Below are 16,554 nucleotides of genomic sequence, written 5' to 3'. Positions count from 1 at the left end.
AATAACAAATAGAGTGGTATTTTGCCTCTCATTGGGAAGCAGGGGCAAGGCAGGGTTTTTATTTGTTATGCTTTCCGCTTTAATGTGTGCATTCACTGATTTATTTATGGGCAGCTGTTGTTATGGCTTTTACCTCTGAACAATTGCGCACTTATCTACCCATCCTTACTTCACCGTCCGCTATCTGGTGGATAGGGTTTAGCGGCGGTCTGGATTCTACCGTGTTACTCCATGCCTTGGCGCAATTGCACTTGCCGGTGCAATTGCGCGCGCTGCATATCAATCACCAGATTTCCCCCAATGCCGATGTATGGCAAACACAGTGCGCGGATTTCTGTGCGCAGCTCTCAATTCCTTTTCACGCCGAAAAAGTACGCGTGGAAAATACCGGCAAAGGTATTGAGGATGCGGCGCGTATGGCTCGCTATTCAGTATTTGAAAAAAATATCGCACCTAATGATTACCTGTTAACAGCACATCACGCCAATGATCAGGCCGAGACACTTTTGCTGCGCTTAATGCGCGGCACTGGCCCGCGCGGTTTGGCGGCTATGGCGCAGGTGCGCGCAATCGGCGCAGGGTTGTTGGCAAGGCCGCTGTTGCATTTTACGCGTGCAGAATTGGAAGATTATGCAGTGGCTCATCAACTCCGTTGGGTGGATGATGAAAGTAATCTGGATGACGATTACGATCGCAATTTTTTACGCAATCAAGTTATGCCGTTGTTGCACAGCCGCTGGCCGGAATTTAAACGTAAATGGCAGCAGACCGCTGAATTGTGCGCGCAGCAAGAAAGTGTGATGGAGGAAATTGCGCGTGAGGATTTGGTGCGTGCAGAGCCTGTAGTCGAGCGAGTGGGGCAGAGTATTGAGCTAAATGCGCTCTTGGGTTTATCGCCCGCCCGCAAGCAAAATATATTGCGCTATTGGCTGCGGTTGATTAACCACACCACACCTGAACAATTGCATTGGCAACAGATCGAACAGCAAATTTTTGGCGGCCGTGAGGATGCACAAACGCGAGTAACCTGGGGCAATGTTGCGCTGCAAACCTATCGCGAACGTTTATATGCCTTGCCGCTGCAATTGCCGGAATTGGAATTGCACATGCAATTGGTTGAGCGCGATATAAAACCGCGTTTGAAAACCGGATTGCCGAATATGCGCATCGGCTACCGTGAGGGCGGCGAGCGCTGCAAGCCAGCAGACCGAAAGCATTCGCAAACATTAAAAAAATTGTTGCAGGAGTACGAGCTTGAGCCCTGGTTGCGCGACAAAGTGCCGTTAGTTTTTAGTGGTGATAATTTGGTGGCAGTCGGGGATTTATGGATTTGTGCGGAGTTTGTAGCGGCAGAAAATGAAGCGGGATACAGCTTAATCTGGCAATAACCAGGCGCTAAAAATCGCGTGCTAATAAGAACGAGCGGCAAAAAAAATGGGATGCAATTGCATCCCATTTTTTTAAATCAGTGTGTGCTGATTAGAATTACCTGCATTGGTTAGAACAGATAGACCGCACCGGCTGCTTCAGCGGAATTGTCGTTTTGATTTAACGCCCCACTACTGCTCGCGGTTGAGCTAGTGCTGGCACCACTGGATGCAGCTGCATAACCGCGGCCAGATTCGCGATGCGCACCAACAGCCATTGTTTTACCATCAGCTGACAAATCTACATTCAAACCAAATCGATCATCGGTATCAGTGTTGCTGGCTTTGACGTAGCTCTTCTGTGTCCACACCGTGTTGTTGCGAGTGAATACAAACACAGCACCGGCGCGCTCAGCACTGGTATCACCTTCGTCGCCATTGATACCTTTGGCATTGCTAGCCTCGCGGAAGGCGCCAACAGCAAGAGTGTTACCGTCGTTCGACAAACTCACGTCGCCACCAAACTCGCTGGCAACACTAACAGTTGATGGTTTGAGGTACGCCTGTTGCGTCCAGGTTGTGCCGCTGCGCGAAAATACATACGTTGAGCCGGAACCCAGCAATTTGGCTGCCTCTTGCACTGCGGCCTTATCAATATTTTTGGGGTCGTCGGTATTGATCACTACGCCGCTGTCGCCTTTAGCTCCCACCGCAAGGGTGTTGCCATCACCCGAAATATCGACACTCGAACCGAACAGGGTGGTGAAGAAGGTCGACGCCGGTTTGAGGTAGGCTTCTTGTACCCAGTCACCCGAGCTGCGTGTAAATACATAGGCTGCGCCGTTGTTTATGCCGTAAGTTTCGTAGAAGGCGTCGGCGCAAGTGAGATCCAGTACATAGAGCGACTCTCTGTCAGGGTAGTAGCAGGAGTTGTCAGCCTGGTTGCCATTAATGCCTTTGGCTTGGCTGTCCTCCCCAATAGCGCCAACTACCATAGTGTTGCCGTCAGTTGACAGCGCAATACTGGTGCCGAATGCATCGCCCTGTTGAGCGTTGGAGTTTTTAACAAATGACTCTTGCATCCAGCCATCCGCACGGCGAACAAAGATATGTACCGAGCCCGAGTTGGTGCCGCCTTTGTAAGAGCTGGTTGAGCTGGAGCTTGAAGTACTGGATGAAGAGGATGAGCTTGACTTTGAGGTGCTGGATGAGCTGGTGCTGCTAATTGATGAGCTGCTCGATGGGTAGTATTCAAAACACTCTGGCATAGAAGATGCCGCGTATTTCAGAATGCCGCTTATCGCAAGGCTGTCGCTGGTGGCACCCACGGCGAGGGTCTTACCGTCACCGGAGAGAGCGATAGTCTCGCCAAAACGCAATTCAGATTTGAAATAACTGGATTTTACGTAGGCATCCTGAGTCCACTCGCTAGCGCTGCGCGTAAAGACATAGACTGCGCCGGTGTTGTAATCATTCGCTAAAATCAAGTCGTCAGATGGGTCGGACGAAGAGGCATAACTGGTTACTTCATAATTGTCTTGATTGCAGTTAATACCGGTCGAAGGGCTGTCTTCCAGAAGCGACGAAACAGCGAGGGTATTCCCATCATCTGATAAGGACACCCTGAATCCAAAACGGTCATTGGGCAGCATGCGCGCGGTGTTTATATTTGGTTGTTCGGTGTTGGAGGCTTTCAGGTAAGCCTGTTGTACCCAAACACCATTTTCCTTAATAAATACATAGACAGCGCCAGCGTTGGTGCTGTCGTTATCTGCCTGTTCACCGTTAGCGCCAATGGCTTTGCTGTCTTCAGCGGGGGCACCTACTGCAAGTGTTTTACCATCCGCTGAGAGTGCAATGCTCCATCCGAATAAATCGTTGGCATCGGTATTGGAGGCTTTGAGATAGCCAATCGCTTTAATCATTTCTGTAGCGGTGAAGACCAGGCCGGATTGTTGTGCACAACCCCCTGCATTACAGGCTTCAACGTAATAATAGTTGTTGACCCAGTCGTGAACATGCACACCTATCTCATCGGTTGCCTGGGTGTTGGTCAGGTCGCCGCCGATTTGCGTTACACCACCCGTCGCCGCATCACGTTTATAAAGTTTATAGGAGGTTGCCCCTTCGACAGCACTCCATTGAAAGGTGAGTACTTTAGGGTTTTGCGCTTCTACTTTTACGCTTGGCCAGATGCCTGAGCCGTTGGCTGGCACCGACGCAGCGGCGAAGCTGCTGCGCAGTGAGGATGAACTGTTGATAGATGACGAGCTTGCCGAGGATTTTTTGTCGCTGCCACCGCCGCAGGCGGCGAGTAAAAAAGAGCCTGCCATCAGTGAAAGAAGCAGGGAGGTGCGCTTTAGCAGCGGTGAGAAACGATCAATATTCATTCAGCAGGTTCCTGAGGTTTAAAACTGGTCGGTGATTCTGTGTGTCGCGGCGCTTGGTGTCAATCAAATCGCCAGCATTATTCGGGCACAGACCAGGCACGGGTGTTTTGTTCTCGCTCATAGTGAGGTGGCTTAAAGACCGTCAAAGCAGAGGATTGGTTCAGTGATTTTGATCAGCGCGGGTAATTTAGTGGAATTACGTGAAAGAAGTTGTGAGCAATTGTGAAGGCTGGAGCTGTTTATCACGAACCTCATCGCCCTCATTAGAGAGGGCGATGAGGTTGAGGAAGATTAGAGGGTCTTTAAATATTCCACCAAGGCCAAGCGTTGATGATTACTAATCGGCTGCAATGTCCGCATTTTGGGCTTGCCCTGCGCATCCTTAACCGGGCGGCCGTTGGCATCCAGAACAAACACGGGAGTAACACCGGCTGCGTATTCATGTCCCTTATTAGAGTTGCTGGGCAGGCTGGTATCAAACACAAACAACCCCGGATATTGCGCCGGGTCGCGTAGCACTACACCGACATTGACGGCATCCAGCTCGCGCGCGCCCACAGTGAAGCGATTGGGGCGACAGGTTTTACCGCTGGCAATTTCAGCATCGCTACAGCTTGGCATAAACAGCTCGTACAAACTGGGCACCGAGCCGTTGTGCAGATAGGGCGCTGTTGCCCAGATACCATTGAGTGGGCGTGCTTTGTAGGCGACGAGCGTGGCTGGATTGTTTTTATTGACCACCTCAAAATCCAGATGGCGCTCGGTCTTTTTGATGGGGTTATCGGAAATAGAGGCGATCAAATCGTAGAGCTTTTCCGCCCAGCGGCGGATAAACAGCTTGTCGTGATCGGGTTCGACTAACACACCCTCCACTGCGCCACTCAAGGCTGGCAATACGGCTCCTGACGGTTGGAAGCGCGGGTCGGGCTTGAATGGATTGATTCGTCCGCCCTCGAAGTAGCCCATCTTGCCACTGTATTTGAGTGCATTCATCGCCATATAAGGATCGGTGCCTATGGTCTGCAGGCTCGCAAACTGCGAAATAATGCGACGATTGGGGTCAGTGCGGTCGATGGCTTCATGGCAGGTATGGCACTGGTACTCAATAAACACCTGCTGCCCTTGCTCGGCGAGCGCCTGATTGATTGGTGGCAATACATTTTGTTTTGCCAACTCTTCCCAGCTCGGTGACCAGAGGCTCTCCAGATGGCGCTCCATCCGCGTAAGGTTGCGTACCGCCACCGATGAGCGATAGCCGATATCACCTTTCTTTTTATCTAGGTCAAATTGCGCAAACACACCAAGCGCTTCGCCGGTATTGCGCCCCAGAGGGCCAGCCAATTCGTTGTCGCCCACACCATTCCACTGCACAAAGTCGTGCTGCGGAGTGTCCCACAGGTAGGGGTAGCTCACGGGTGCGCAGGCAGGATTAAAGTTAGGTTCTTTAGGTGTGAGATGGGCGAGTACACGGTTGTAGATGCGGCCAAACGCATCCAGCCGGCCATAACCGTAAGCAACAGATTGGTCGCCGTGGCGTGGGTCGTTAATCTGGTTGTAACTGGCGATTTGCTGCGCCGCCTCCGCAAGTTGTACGCGGAAGGCTTCTTTATCATCCGGGTATTTTGTTTTGAGAACTCTTTGTGCGAGGCGATCAAATTTTTCCGGCTGCTCGAGGCTCGCCTGTAGTGCCATTGCCAAACTTTTCAGCATTTGTTCCATATCCGCGAGCGTTGCACCGCCGTCAATGCGGATGGCAACACCTTGATAATTGATTTGGCTGGTATGGCAGGCTGCGCAGGTAAAACCAATAAACTCTTGACCTTTATGCTCATCTTTTACCCAGCCCACGGGTAAACCGTCCGGGTTTGCAAAGCTCTCTTTTTGCGGCAGGTAGCGCAGGCGATTCATGTTCTCGTCGCTGCGGAATAGCAATTCACTGTCGGCGGTTTCGAGATGTAAAAAAAGTTCGTAGGGAAGCAGGTTGGAACCTTGGGTTACGTTGTAAAACCACAAGCTATCTGCGCCACTCCAATTTTGCTCCGGGTAGACCACGCGCTCGGCGCTATCGCCAAAGCTGTCGTGTTCGGCCACTTTTGCGTGGCGATCGCTGTCGACCAGCACACCCTGGGAAACATAAGTACAGCCGGAAATGGTGATGAGAACTATTAGGGAAGCACAGGAGAATAGTGAGCGTAATGCAGTGCGCAGGCGCGTTAGTGTCATGATTATTCCTTTCTGATCTGTATGGCTGTGGTGCGATTGTGATTAGGGCTGGTACGTGTCGATGGAAAAATATACGGCTAAAAATAAGCAAAAATAATTTACCCTGAGCAAGATGAATTAAGGAACTATTCAGATTGCTTACAGCCTTAGTATTTAACTTTAGCAGATTGCCTTTGCGCAGATACATAGCAAACCGGAGGATTTGTCACTGGTGTTTCCTTCGCTTGGCAATAAAGTAACAAAGTTATTCCCGATCCTATCGCCAAAGTGTCAATCATAGCTTTTGCTTGAACTGTCATAAATTGTGCGTAGACTGCCGCCTCGCCGCAGCAGAGGGACTTTTTGGAACCGGGTGGCGAAAAATCAACCAGTGAGTGGTGTAGCGATTGGGCATCAACTCAACAATAAAAAGCGCAGCGGAACCTTGTATGTTGATGAATCCTTTATTTGTGGATACTTCGTTAAACAATCGTCTCGGGCAAGAAGTCCGCCTCGGTGTCTGTCACTCGCAATATCAGGGGCGCGATTACGTATTCGTCGCCGCACCTACCCAGCAAGCCTCCAGTTTTGTCGGCAAAAATGCCGAACCTTTTGCCTTCCAGTTGCGCGAAAAATTTGCTCTGGACGCACGCCGCTTTGAGTTGGTTGAAGTGCGTGACGTGGATGGTGCAACACATTTATTGCGTTGGCGTTTTGAGTGGGTGGGTAATTCACCGCTTTCTGCGCGAAGTGAAGAAATCAATTCTCCTGGTCTGCGCGCAACACTCTTGCAGCTGATTGATCCTGCCCAAGTGGTTGCTGCGACAGCCTGATTTTACTTGTTGTTATTTCACTCGTCGTTTTGTTCTGTGGACTTTTGCGTTGCACTGCGCCAAAACCACTGGCGCGGCGGCTGGGTGAATTTTTCCAGTTGCGTTTGTTTGTGGTCGTTATCGGTAAACCAGTAGTAGTCATTGGTGCTTTTGGGTTTAAACCAGCCGCGCACTTCGCCGATATATTCCACTGCCAGCTTGGGCATACCTAATTTTCGGTCTGAATTGAAGCTGTGGTTCCAATGTACTAGCAGATCTCGCTTGGCGATAGCAACCGCCAATTCTTCACTATCAGTTTTTATTAGCTTGCAGGCAATAAAACCAATAACCGGCTCCGGCGCATCGCTATCCATGCGGCTCGCGTTTTCAAAAAAAATATTCTCACCTGAGAGTACAACTTTGTAATACGTCATAATTTACAATCAAACTCAATCGATTTCGGCATCTGTGTCGGCGGCTTGGGGGGCAGGGGTTGGCATTTTATCGAACAGCTTGCTGAAATGCTGCTGTACGCGCGCGATATTCATCACTGACATGCCGCTCGAAAATCCAAACCACACATATAGACCATTTAAATTTTTAAACATGGGCGGCAGATATTTAGGTGCAGCAATTACGCCCTCCAAATGACGCTCGTAGAGCAGTGGCAAATCATCCAGCGTCACCTTGCCGACAAACAGCATAGGTATAACTTCCGGTACGCCGGATTGAATTGCACTGCGAATAAAATTAACATTTTCGACAAATCCTTTTACGTAAGAAATATCTTTGGTGAACACTGAGCCGCCTGTCAGTGTTCCTCCACGAAAAACACGTTGGGTTACGCGATAGCTGTCGTGCTCACTCACGCCTCTGTCTATAAAGTGGCGATACACTTGGCAAAAATCAGCGCCTTGCTCTGCCAAATCCACAGCGACAACCCGGTCGCTGATGCGCCGCGCGCGCTGTGGAAAAGAGCTGAAGGTTAGCGTTTCCAATAATACTGCCATTCCTTCTTGAATCGCAGTAATCCTCGGTGATCCAACACTCAACCAGGTTGCCCATGGCTGCTCTCGGCCATTGAGTGTAGTGCCTATATGCACCCAGCCTTCGTGTACCTCCAATACCTGCAAGTCCAGTTCAGAAAATGAGGCGCGGCGATTCACTTTAATACAGTCACCACCAGCGGAAGCGTCCGACACAATATCGTCGCTAATCTGTACCCGTACTTCACCTGCACCGAAATAATCGGTCATTCGCGCGCGTAAAATGGTGACTGCTTCTTCCGAACTAATGTGATTGGTATAAGGGCGATTTAAATGCTCCACCGCCGGCAGCGAAAAAATATGGCACAAGCGCTCGCCCATCTGACGCAGGGTTTTGCGATCACCGCGCAAATTATCGCTCGCTGAACCATAGAGTTGACGACTGAAATGGCCAAACTGGCCAGTGCCGCGGTAGCGCAATAATTCGATTACGATTTGGTACTGGTCGATGGTAGCTTGCAGGATTTTACCCAGCGCATCGTCGCGCCCCAATTGGCGCCGCACATCACTTTTTAATTCTTTTAATAATTGGCTAACCGTATCCGGCTCAAACCCGAGTTTTTGTTGCTGATAAAAATCAGCGCCCAATGCCGGTAACTCTCTACCTTGTTGCTCGCGAAAACGCTGCTCAATTCCCTGTGGCCATTTGATGGCATCGAGAATACGAATGGGCTTTTGCAGAGATACCAGGCGCGTCGATAACTGTTTTAAACGCTCCAGGTAGAGTGGATCAGTCATAACAAGGCTGCCGCATAAAGGTGCAAAAACTTACCGAATAGCTCTCTGGTAATCGTGTACTCAAGCACAATAAAGCACAGGCAAACGATGCTGGGTATTTATGCAAGTAGATGGCGCCATTCTATCTGTTTGCACGGCATTTGTGGCTAGAATTTGTCGGATAAGTCTGCAGCTCTGGTGTCTTGCCGGATAAATCGCCAGAATGGGTGCCGCCTGATAAGTTGTACAAATGAGGATGTGTCATGCCGTTTGTCGCTCTGGAAAAAATACACCAGCTCCACGATGGTTATCGCAAACCGGTCAAACTTGTCGGCCAGGATTTTCTATTGCTACACGAAAATGGCAAAACCTGTTTGATCAGAAACCAGTGTCCGCACGCGGGGGCACCGTTAACGCATGCAACCTGTAGCGATAATGTCCTGCGCTGTCCTATGCACGGGATAGAGTTTGATTTAACCACTGGGCGCTCGCGCAGCCCTGTTTGTGCTAATGCGCTGCAATTTTTTCAGCTTATCTATGAAGGCAGCAGCATTGGTATTGATCTCCGTTAACAATTGGATTACTTAATTAAGGAGTTTTATGTTTCGTCTGCTATTTAAATCCGTGGTTGTGCTGTTGCTGGTATTTTTTATTGGCAATTACCTCGTCTATCTCAAAACCGGGCAGATGCCGCTGCGCGATATGCGTGAACGAATGGGTGATGATTGGCTGGTCGATTTACGGGAGTTGTTTTTACCTGACCAGTTGGCCGCCGATGCTAAACAAGCGGTGAAAAGTGTATCGGATAAGGTTTCTGAGCCTGAGCCAGTTGCCTCCACCAAAGTCTATAAATGGACGGATGCCAATGGTCAGGTGCATTTTGGTGATAAGCCAGTTGCCCGCGATGCTGAAGAAATTGAAGTCGATGTTCGCAATGCTATTTCCGCGCCGGAAGAATCTGCCCCTATTGCCGATCAGCAAGATGTAGCGCCCGCAACTGTTCAGGAATCTGCCCTCGATAAAGCCCGTGCGGCGGCTGAAGCCATGAAACAACGCGTACAGCAACAAGAGCAAATTCAGTGATCCAGCCATGAAAACATTCTGGCGCACTACCGGGCGAATGCTCAAATGGCTACTGCTGCTATTGCTTGCCTACCAACTGTGGCTGTTCGCCCATATTCTGGTGTGGAAATGGGTGAATCCGGATGAAACGAGTTTTATGTCGATCCGGCTGGATGAACTGCGCGAGAAAAACCCGAAAGCAGAGTTGAAGCACCAATGGGTGGACTATGCGCAGATTTCATCCCATTTGAAACGCGCCGTGGTGGCAGCGGAGGACGACCGTTTTATGCAGCACCAAGGGTTTGATTTGCGCGGTATTGAACAGGCCTTAAAAAAGAACCAGCGCAAAGGCAAATCCGTCGCCGGTGGTTCATCCATCACTCAGCAGCTTGCCAAAAACCTGTTTCTGTCGCCCTCCCGCTCCTATATTCGCAAGGCGGAAGAGGCGGTAGTCGCACTGATGATCGAACTGCTCTGGGATAAACGCCGCATATTAGAGGTGTATCTGAATGTAGTGGAGTGGGGCAATGGTGTCTTCGGTGTGGAAGCGGCGGCGCGGCATTACTATCGCGTTCCGGCAGCGCAGATAGGTCCATCAGCAGCAGCGCGCATGGCCGTGATGCTGCCCAATCCGCGTAAATACGAGAACGCAATGCCAGCTTGGGTGGTGCGCCATGCATCGCGAGTGCAAGCGCGTATGCGTCATTCACAGATTCCGTGATTCAAGCAATCACTTTTAGGTGAGTACGACTTTAAATTCTGGTCGGTGTGCCCATATCCTGCAGGCGTGGTTCTCGCGCCATGGCTTTTACGATACAATCGCGACCCTTCTTTTAGGGTGTCCGCATCCTTTTAGATGTTTAGACGTTAATCTGTTAATCCGGGGTAGTTGCATGCCTATTTACGAATACCAATGTGAATCCTGTAACCATGCGCTGGAGGCTTTACAAAAGTTAAGTGACTCTCCTTTGGTGGATTGTCCTGCATGTGGCAAAGCCAGCCTCAAAAAGCAAATTTCAGCAGCGGGTTTCCGCTTGTCGGGCGGCGGCTGGTATGAGACCGATTTTAAGTCGGGCAAGAAAAAGAATCTCGCGGGCGATGCCGGATCGTCCAGCAGCGCGTCAAGTGCTACAACAACGGCCAGTTAAACAAGCTGGCCGGTTGTTAGATAACAATTTACACATACTTTCTTATAAATATTTTCTTAAAACATCAGGAACTTGCTATGCGCAGCCAATACTGTGGCGCTTTAAATGCCTCGTTTATCGATCAAGAAGTGACCCTCTGCGGATGGGTTGATCGTCGTCGCGATCACGGTGGTGTGATCTTTATCGACCTGCGCGACCGCGAAGGTATTGTGCAAGTGGTGTTCGATCCAGATGCAAAAGAGAATTTTGCCTTAGCTGATAAAGTGCGTGGCGAATACGTGCTGCAGCTGACCGGAAAAGTGCGCGCCCGTGCGCCATCAACCGTTAACCCGAATATGTCGACGGGCGAGATCGAAGTTTACGGCACCGCTTTGACCATTTTGAACGAAGCGGAAACTATGCCTTTCCCCTTGGATTCCTATTCCAACGTGGGTGAAGAGACCCGTTTGAAGTATCGCTTCCTCGATTTGCGCCGCACCGAAATGCAGAAAAACCTGCGTTTCCGCAGCAAAGTGACCAGCGTGATCCGCAACTATCTGGACCGCAATGGCTTCCTCGATGTTGAGACTCCAATCCTGACTCGCGCTACTCCGGAGGGCGCGCGCGATTATCTGGTTCCATCGCGTACCCACGACGGTAAATTCTTTGCATTGCCACAGTCTCCGCAATTGTTTAAGCAATTGCTGATGGTGGCTGGTTACGACCGTTACTACCAAATCGCCAAGTGCTTCCGCGACGAAGACTTGCGTGCTGATCGTCAGCCGGAATTTACCCAGATCGACATCGAAACTTCATTCATGTCGCAAGACCAGATCATGCAAATTACCGAAGGTATGTTCCGCGAATTGTTCAAAGATTTGCTCGGTGTTGAGTTTGCTGAAATCAATCACATGCCGTTCTCGGAAGCAATTGCCAAATACGGTTCAGACAAGCCGGACATGCGTATCCCCCTGGAATTGGTTGATATCAAAGACCTGGTAACCGAAGTGGATTTCAAAGTATTCGCTGGCCCGGCTAATGATCCAAAATCTCGCGTTACCGCATTGAAAGTGCCCGGTGGTAATGAGAAGTTGACCCGTAAACAAATCGACGACTACACCAAGTTTGTTGGTATTTACGGTGCGAAAGGTTTGGCGTACATCAAGGTCAACGATAAGTCTGATCTGGAAGAAGGCCTGCAATCACCGATCGTGAAAAACTTGCCAGTGCCAGTACGCGCGGCCATTTTGGATCGCGTTGGTGCAGAAAACGGCGACCTGATTTTCTTCGGCGCAGACAAACACAAAGTCGTAACCGAAGCCTTGGGTGCACTGCGTTGCAAACTGGGCGCAGACCTTGATCTATACACCACGCAATGGGCACCGCTCTGGGTAGTAGATTTCCCGATGTTTGAAGAAGACGACAAGGGCGGCTGGACGTCAATCCACCACCCATTCACTTCACCAAGCTGTACACCGGACGAACTGGTTGCCAGCCCGGGTGATGCATTGTCCCGCGCATACGATCTGGTACTTAACGGTACTGAATTGGGCGGTGGTTCGGTGCGTATCCATTCTTCGACCATGCAGCAAGCCGTATTTAAAATCCTCGGAATTTCACCGGAAGAGCAACGCGAAAAATTCGGCTTTCTGCTCGACGCACTTGCCTACGGCGCTCCGCCACACGGCGGTTTGGCGTTTGGTTTGGATCGTTTGATTATGCTGATGGTGGGCGCAAGCTCAATCCGCGACGTGATCGCTTTCCCGAAAACCCAAAGCGCTGCCTGTGTGATGACTGATGCACCGGGCACTGTAGATGAATTGCAATTGCGCGACCTGCATATTCGTTTGCGCAAGAAAGAAAAAGCTGTTGTTGCAGAAGATACCCCTGAATATGGCATGTAATTTTTGTTGTTCTGGAAAGGGTGGGCAATTGCCCGCCCTTTTTTATTACCCCCACGTTAATAATCTGCAAGTTGGAGCTGTGCAATGGCCGGACATTCCAAATGGGCAAACATGAAACACCGCAAGGCGCGTCAGGACGCCAAGCGCACAAAAATCTTCACCAAAATTATTCGTGAGCTAACTGTTGCCGCTAAAGGTGGCCCCAATCCTGCCGACAATCCACGATTGCGCGCTGCAGTTGAAAAAGCCTACCTTAACAACCTCAAAAAAGACGTAGTCGAACGCGCTATCGCCCGCGGTGCTGGCACCAATGAATCCGATGCCTACGAAGAGCTCACCTACGAAGGTTACGGCGTAAACGGTGTCGCCTTTATCGTTGAATGTATGACCGACAACCGCAATCGCACTGCGGGCGATGTACGCCATGCATTTGATAAGAAGGGCGGTAACCTCGGTACCAGCGGCTCAGTTTCTTATTTGTTTGCACGTAAAGGCCAAATCAGTTTTGAGCCAGGTATTAATGAAGATGCATTAATGGAAGCGGCGCTTGAAGCCGGTGCCGACGATGTTGTTATCAATGACGATGGCTCTGCTGATGTAATGACAGCTTTCGAGGATTTCTTCCGCGTAAAAGATGCACTCGCCAGCGCTGGATTGAATCCCGTCTCGGCCGAAATCACCCAGATCCCCTCGCTCACGGTTAATCTTGATAAGGACGCTGCTGAAAAAATCCTTGCCTTGATCGACGCGCTCGAAGATTTGGATGATGTGCAAAACGTTTACACTAACGCAGATATCTCAGAAGAAATTATGGAGCAGTTGGGTTAATTAAGATCTCACTATGGGTAAACGCCGCTGTGTCGTATTGCTGTCGTATACAAAACGCCAGATATAGCGAAATCTGACGGCTTTTAATCTTAGCGAGGTGGGTGCCATGGATATGAAAATCAATAAAGAAATATTGCGCCGCGAGCGCGAGCTGCGTGCCTGGACGCAAAGCCATTTGGCGGAGGTTGCGGATTTAAGTATGCGCACTGTGCAGCGGATTGAACGCACGGGGGATGCATCAATGGAATCGGCTGGTGCACTGGCGGCGGCATTGAATATTGATCTTGCGGTATTAATGGCGGCACCGATTGCGAGCGAGGAAACAACTCCTGCCAAGTCGCGCCCTTATAAATTATGGGGCGCGATTGGTGTAATTGGCGCAGTATTGGTTGCTGCAGGTTGGTGGTCGAGCGCTGCGGCTGAGCAGGTGATGGTGAGCTTATCCATTGAAGCATCTGGCCGTGTCTATTCAGACATGATGTTGTTGAATGAGATAGGCAAGGAAAGCGAAATGAAATTGGATGAACAGTTTCGGATGTTGTTCACTACCAATCGCCAAGGCGAACATTTGCTGGTCAATGCGAAAATTTATAATTTTGTTGGTGGTGAGTATCAGTTGATTTCATCGCCGGGAATGTTAGTTGAGGATCAGAAGTCGGCTTCGATGCATGTCACTTTTCCAGATGGGCAGAGGGTAAATTTACGATTGGTGGCAGATTTTTGATAGCCGGTCTAAGACCGGCTTCTAGCGTGTCCGCTTTTCCACAGTAAATCCCACTTGCGTCACCCCAATTCACGTGCAACACTGCCGCCAATACAACTGTATATAGATACAACTATGGCGCTTATTCTCGGCATCGATCCAGGCTCTCGCAAAACCGGCTTTGGCATTATCAATGTCATTGGCAGTAAGCAGGAGTACATCACCAGCGGTGTTATTCGTATGAAGGATGCGGACGAGTTGCCTGCACGCCTCAAAGTCATTTTTGATTCCCTGACCCAAATCATTGAACAGTATTGCCCACAAGAAATGGCGATCGAACAAGTATTTATGGCCAAAAATGCGTCCTCCGCGTTGAAACTGGGGCAGGCGCGGGGAGCGGCGATTGTGGCGGCGACAGCGCAGAATGTGCCGGTATCGGAATATGAAGCGCGCAAGGTGAAACAATCCGTTGTTGGTAACGGTGCTGCAGATAAACTGCAGGTGCAGCATATGGTGAAAACCCTGCTGCGTTTGCCGGCTGCACCGCAAGAGGATGCGGCCGATGCATTGGCAGTTGCACTGTGCCACGCCAATACGCGTGATCATTTAATTCGTATGGCGGCAGGCTCCAGTAGTTTTCGGCGCGGCCGCATTGTTTAAGATAGATTCGACTGGAACGAGCGAAGAGATTCATTATGATTGGACGTTTGCGTGGCATTTTGCTGGAAAAGCAGCCGCCTTATTTGCTGTTAGATGTTCAGGGCGTGGGTTATGAGTTGCAAGCACCCATGACCACTTTTTATCGTCTGCCGTCACTTGGCCATGAAGTGGTGTTGCATACGCATTTGTCGATTACAGAAAACTTGCATCAACTATTTGGTTTTTCAGAGCAGCGCGACCGCTCGTTATTTCGCACTTTAATTAAGGTAAATGGCGTAGGCCCCAAGTTGGCGATTGCGATTTTGTCGGGCATGGAAGCGGATGATATCGCCCGTTGTGTGCGCGATGACAACATAACTGCCTTGACCAAAGTCCCCGGTATCGGCAAAAAAACCGCTGAACGTTTAGTAATTGAATTGCGCGACCGTTTGAAAAATTGGGATATGCCGCAGAGTGATTTACTGGCGCACAGCGAAATCCAAAGTATCGCTAGCGACAATGATGTCTTTGCAGAGGCAGAGAGCGCCTTGATTGCGCTGGGCTACAAACCGGTAGATGCCGCGAAAATGATTTCGCTTGCCGCTAAACAAAAGCCCGATGCCAAGAGCGAAGAGTTAATCCGTATGGCGTTGCGCTCTATCGCTGGATAATCAACGTGCGACATAGGTATTGTCGCTGGATAATTTTCAACCTGGTTAATAACGATGATTGAAACAGATCGCCTGATTGCCCCTGTTGCCAAAGAGCGCGAAGACCATCTTGATCGCACGGTGCGCCCCAAATCGCTCGCCGATTATGTTGGACAACCCGCCGTGTGTGAACAGATGGAAATTTTTATCGGCGCGGCAAAAAAACGCGGTGAGGCGCTGGATCACACGCTGGTATTTGGGCCGCCCGGATTGGGAAAGACCACACTTGCCAATATTATTGCCAACGAAATGAATGTTTCGCTCAAAAGCACGTCGGGCCCGGTATTGGAAAAGGCCGGAGACTTGGCGGCGCTGCTCACCAATCTCGAGCCGGGTGATGTGTTGTTTATCGATGAGATTCACCGCTTGAGCCCGGTAGTGGAAGAAATTCTGTATCCGGCGATGGAAGATTTCCAATTGGATATCATGATCGGCGAAGGCCCTGCAGCGCGTTCGATTAAATTGGATTTACCGCAATTTACGTTAGTCGGAGCAACGACACGCGCGGGCTTGCTGACATCACCTTTGCGCGATCGTTTTGGTATTGTTCAGCGTCTGGAGTTTTATAATGTCGCCGATCTCACCCATATAGTCGCGCGTTCATCGGCGCTCTTGGGGGTGAAGATGGATATAGAGGGCGCAGCTGAAGTCGCCAAGCGCTCGCGCGGCACACCGCGTATCGCCAACCGTTTATTGCGCCGTGTGCGCGATTACGCCGAGATGAAAGGCGATGGTACTGTGAGCGCACAAATGGCTGATAGCGCACTCAATATGCTCAATGTAGACGAACGCGGCTTTGATCATATGGATCGCCGTTTGTTAACTGCAATGATGAATAATTTTGATGGTGGTCCTGTCGGTGTGGAAAGTTTGGCGGCAGCCATTAGCGAGGATCGTGGAACTATTGAGGATGTCATAGAGCCATACCTCATACAGCAAGGCTTTATGGCACGCACGCCGCGCGGTCGAATTTTAACCAATAATGCCTATTTGTATTTCGGTATGCCGATCCCAAAACGGTTACAGGATTCTGCGGATTAAATCAGT

General features: G+C 50.2%; 16 protein-coding genes. 12 read left to right on the top strand and 4 right to left on the bottom strand.

Features of this window, described 5'->3' with window-relative positions; genetic code table 11:
* Positions 1–122 precede the first annotated feature (122 nt).
* On the top strand, positions 123–1,388 hold the full coding sequence (tilS, locus tag J2X05_RS19600; RefSeq protein WP_310075800.1) for a tRNA lysidine(34) synthetase TilS: 1,266 nt from the start codon (positions 123–125) through the stop codon (positions 1,386–1,388).
* 110 nt (positions 1,389–1,498) lie between these two features.
* Here the strand turns inward: tilS and J2X05_RS19595 are convergent, their stop codons facing one another.
* Together J2X05_RS19595 and J2X05_RS19590 are read right to left on the bottom strand one after the other, a co-directional pair.
* On the bottom strand, positions 1,499–3,757 hold the full coding sequence (locus tag J2X05_RS19595; RefSeq protein ID WP_310075798.1) for an FG-GAP repeat protein: 2,259 nt from the start codon (positions 3,755–3,757) through the stop codon (positions 1,499–1,501).
* Between the two features lie 291 nt (positions 3,758–4,048).
* The gene (locus J2X05_RS19590) at positions 4,049–5,980 is read right to left on the bottom strand and encodes a di-heme-cytochrome C peroxidase (protein WP_310075796.1); all 1,932 of its coding nucleotides are present in this window, start codon (positions 5,978–5,980) and stop codon (positions 4,049–4,051) included.
* A 428-nt stretch (positions 5,981–6,408) separates the two neighbouring features.
* On the opposite strand from J2X05_RS19590, the gene J2X05_RS19585 reads away from it, so the two are divergent.
* On the top strand, positions 6,409–6,792 hold the full coding sequence (locus J2X05_RS19585; protein WP_310075794.1) for a hypothetical protein: 384 nt from the start codon (positions 6,409–6,411) through the stop codon (positions 6,790–6,792).
* 17 nt (positions 6,793–6,809) lie between these two features.
* Here the strand turns inward: J2X05_RS19585 and J2X05_RS19580 are convergent, their stop codons facing one another.
* Both J2X05_RS19580 and J2X05_RS19575 read right to left on the bottom strand, forming a co-directional pair.
* On the bottom strand, positions 6,810–7,205 hold the full coding sequence (locus J2X05_RS19580) for a hypothetical protein (RefSeq protein ID WP_310075793.1): 396 nt from the start codon (positions 7,203–7,205) through the stop codon (positions 6,810–6,812).
* A 15-nt stretch (positions 7,206–7,220) separates the two neighbouring features.
* Entirely contained in the window at positions 7,221–8,555 is a 1,335-nt protein-coding gene (locus J2X05_RS19575; protein ID WP_310075790.1) for a flavohemoglobin expression-modulating QEGLA motif protein, read from the bottom strand.
* A gap of 242 nt (positions 8,556–8,797) precedes the next feature.
* Between J2X05_RS19575 and J2X05_RS19570 the strand changes: the two genes are divergently transcribed.
* The 10 genes from J2X05_RS19570 (at position 8,798) to ruvB (ending at position 16,548) form a co-directional block, all read left to right on the top strand.
* The gene (locus tag J2X05_RS19570) at positions 8,798–9,106 is read left to right on the top strand and encodes a Rieske (2Fe-2S) protein (protein ID WP_310075787.1); all 309 of its coding nucleotides are present in this window, start codon (positions 8,798–8,800) and stop codon (positions 9,104–9,106) included.
* 28 nt (positions 9,107–9,134) lie between these two features.
* Positions 9,135–9,617: a DUF4124 domain-containing protein gene (locus J2X05_RS19565; RefSeq protein ID WP_310075786.1), complete on the top strand. Its 483-nt coding sequence runs from the start codon at positions 9,135–9,137 to the stop codon at positions 9,615–9,617.
* A gap of 7 nt (positions 9,618–9,624) precedes the next feature.
* Complete coding sequence (gene mtgA, locus J2X05_RS19560) at positions 9,625–10,317, top strand: monofunctional biosynthetic peptidoglycan transglycosylase (RefSeq protein WP_310075784.1); 693 nt, start codon at positions 9,625–9,627, stop codon at positions 10,315–10,317.
* A gap of 172 nt (positions 10,318–10,489) precedes the next feature.
* Positions 10,490–10,744: an FmdB family zinc ribbon protein gene (locus tag J2X05_RS19555; protein WP_310075782.1), complete on the top strand. Its 255-nt coding sequence runs from the start codon at positions 10,490–10,492 to the stop codon at positions 10,742–10,744.
* 77 nt (positions 10,745–10,821) lie between these two features.
* The gene (gene aspS / locus J2X05_RS19550; RefSeq protein WP_310075780.1) at positions 10,822–12,627 is read left to right on the top strand and encodes an aspartate--tRNA ligase; all 1,806 of its coding nucleotides are present in this window, start codon (positions 10,822–10,824) and stop codon (positions 12,625–12,627) included.
* Positions 12,628–12,711: 84 nt separating this feature from the next.
* Positions 12,712–13,455 (top strand): YebC/PmpR family DNA-binding transcriptional regulator, encoded by a 744-nt coding sequence (locus tag J2X05_RS19545; RefSeq protein WP_310075778.1) that lies wholly within the window; start codon positions 12,712–12,714, stop codon positions 13,453–13,455.
* A gap of 106 nt (positions 13,456–13,561) precedes the next feature.
* Positions 13,562–14,179, top strand: a complete 618-nt coding sequence (locus J2X05_RS19540; protein ID WP_310075777.1) for a helix-turn-helix domain-containing protein — start codon at positions 13,562–13,564, stop codon at positions 14,177–14,179.
* Positions 14,180–14,293: 114 nt separating this feature from the next.
* On the top strand, positions 14,294–14,818 hold the full coding sequence (ruvC, locus tag J2X05_RS19535; protein ID WP_310075775.1) for a crossover junction endodeoxyribonuclease RuvC: 525 nt from the start codon (positions 14,294–14,296) through the stop codon (positions 14,816–14,818).
* A 35-nt stretch (positions 14,819–14,853) separates the two neighbouring features.
* Positions 14,854–15,468, top strand: coding sequence for a Holliday junction branch migration protein RuvA (gene ruvA / locus J2X05_RS19530; protein ID WP_310075773.1), 615 nt, complete (start codon positions 14,854–14,856; stop codon positions 15,466–15,468).
* A 54-nt stretch (positions 15,469–15,522) separates the two neighbouring features.
* Complete coding sequence (gene ruvB, locus J2X05_RS19525; RefSeq protein ID WP_310075772.1) at positions 15,523–16,548, top strand: Holliday junction branch migration DNA helicase RuvB; 1,026 nt, start codon at positions 15,523–15,525, stop codon at positions 16,546–16,548.
* Positions 16,549–16,554: the final 6 nt, after the last annotated feature.

Source organism: Cellvibrio fibrivorans (assembly GCF_031457055.1).
Taxonomy (GTDB): domain Bacteria; phylum Pseudomonadota; class Gammaproteobacteria; order Pseudomonadales; family Cellvibrionaceae; genus Cellvibrio; species Cellvibrio fibrivorans.
Note: the sequence above shows the minus strand (reverse complement) of the source record. Positions and strands in the feature narration are given on the sequence as shown.

What these genes read in the sequence shown, in the direction of transcription:
- J2X05_RS19545 (WP_310075778.1), top strand. Translation starts at nt 12,712, where the DNA reads ATGGCCGGACATTCCAAATGGGCAAACATGAAACACCGCAAGGCGCGT.
- J2X05_RS19595 (WP_310075798.1), bottom strand. Translation starts at nt 3,757, where the DNA reads ATGAATATTGATCGTTTCTCACCGCTGCTAAAGCGCACCTCCCTGCTT.
- J2X05_RS19540 (WP_310075777.1), top strand. Translation starts at nt 13,562, where the DNA reads ATGGATATGAAAATCAATAAAGAAATATTGCGCCGCGAGCGCGAGCTG.
- J2X05_RS19590 (WP_310075796.1), bottom strand. Translation starts at nt 5,980, where the DNA reads ATGACACTAACGCGCCTGCGCACTGCATTACGCTCACTATTCTCCTGT.
- tilS (WP_310075800.1), top strand. Translation starts at nt 123, where the DNA reads ATGGCTTTTACCTCTGAACAATTGCGCACTTATCTACCCATCCTTACT.
- ruvC (WP_310075775.1), top strand. Translation starts at nt 14,294, where the DNA reads ATGGCGCTTATTCTCGGCATCGATCCAGGCTCTCGCAAAACCGGCTTT.
- J2X05_RS19555 (WP_310075782.1), top strand. Translation starts at nt 10,490, where the DNA reads ATGCCTATTTACGAATACCAATGTGAATCCTGTAACCATGCGCTGGAG.
- J2X05_RS19575 (WP_310075790.1), bottom strand. Translation starts at nt 8,555, where the DNA reads ATGACTGATCCACTCTACCTGGAGCGTTTAAAACAGTTATCGACGCGC.
- mtgA (WP_310075784.1), top strand. Translation starts at nt 9,625, where the DNA reads ATGAAAACATTCTGGCGCACTACCGGGCGAATGCTCAAATGGCTACTG.
- J2X05_RS19580 (WP_310075793.1), bottom strand. Translation starts at nt 7,205, where the DNA reads ATGACGTATTACAAAGTTGTACTCTCAGGTGAGAATATTTTTTTTGAA.
- J2X05_RS19565 (WP_310075786.1), top strand. Translation starts at nt 9,135, where the DNA reads ATGTTTCGTCTGCTATTTAAATCCGTGGTTGTGCTGTTGCTGGTATTT.
- ruvB (WP_310075772.1), top strand. Translation starts at nt 15,523, where the DNA reads ATGATTGAAACAGATCGCCTGATTGCCCCTGTTGCCAAAGAGCGCGAA.
- aspS (WP_310075780.1), top strand. Translation starts at nt 10,822, where the DNA reads ATGCGCAGCCAATACTGTGGCGCTTTAAATGCCTCGTTTATCGATCAA.
- ruvA (WP_310075773.1), top strand. Translation starts at nt 14,854, where the DNA reads ATGATTGGACGTTTGCGTGGCATTTTGCTGGAAAAGCAGCCGCCTTAT.
- J2X05_RS19585 (WP_310075794.1), top strand. Translation starts at nt 6,409, where the DNA reads ATGTTGATGAATCCTTTATTTGTGGATACTTCGTTAAACAATCGTCTC.
- J2X05_RS19570 (WP_310075787.1), top strand. Translation starts at nt 8,798, where the DNA reads ATGCCGTTTGTCGCTCTGGAAAAAATACACCAGCTCCACGATGGTTAT.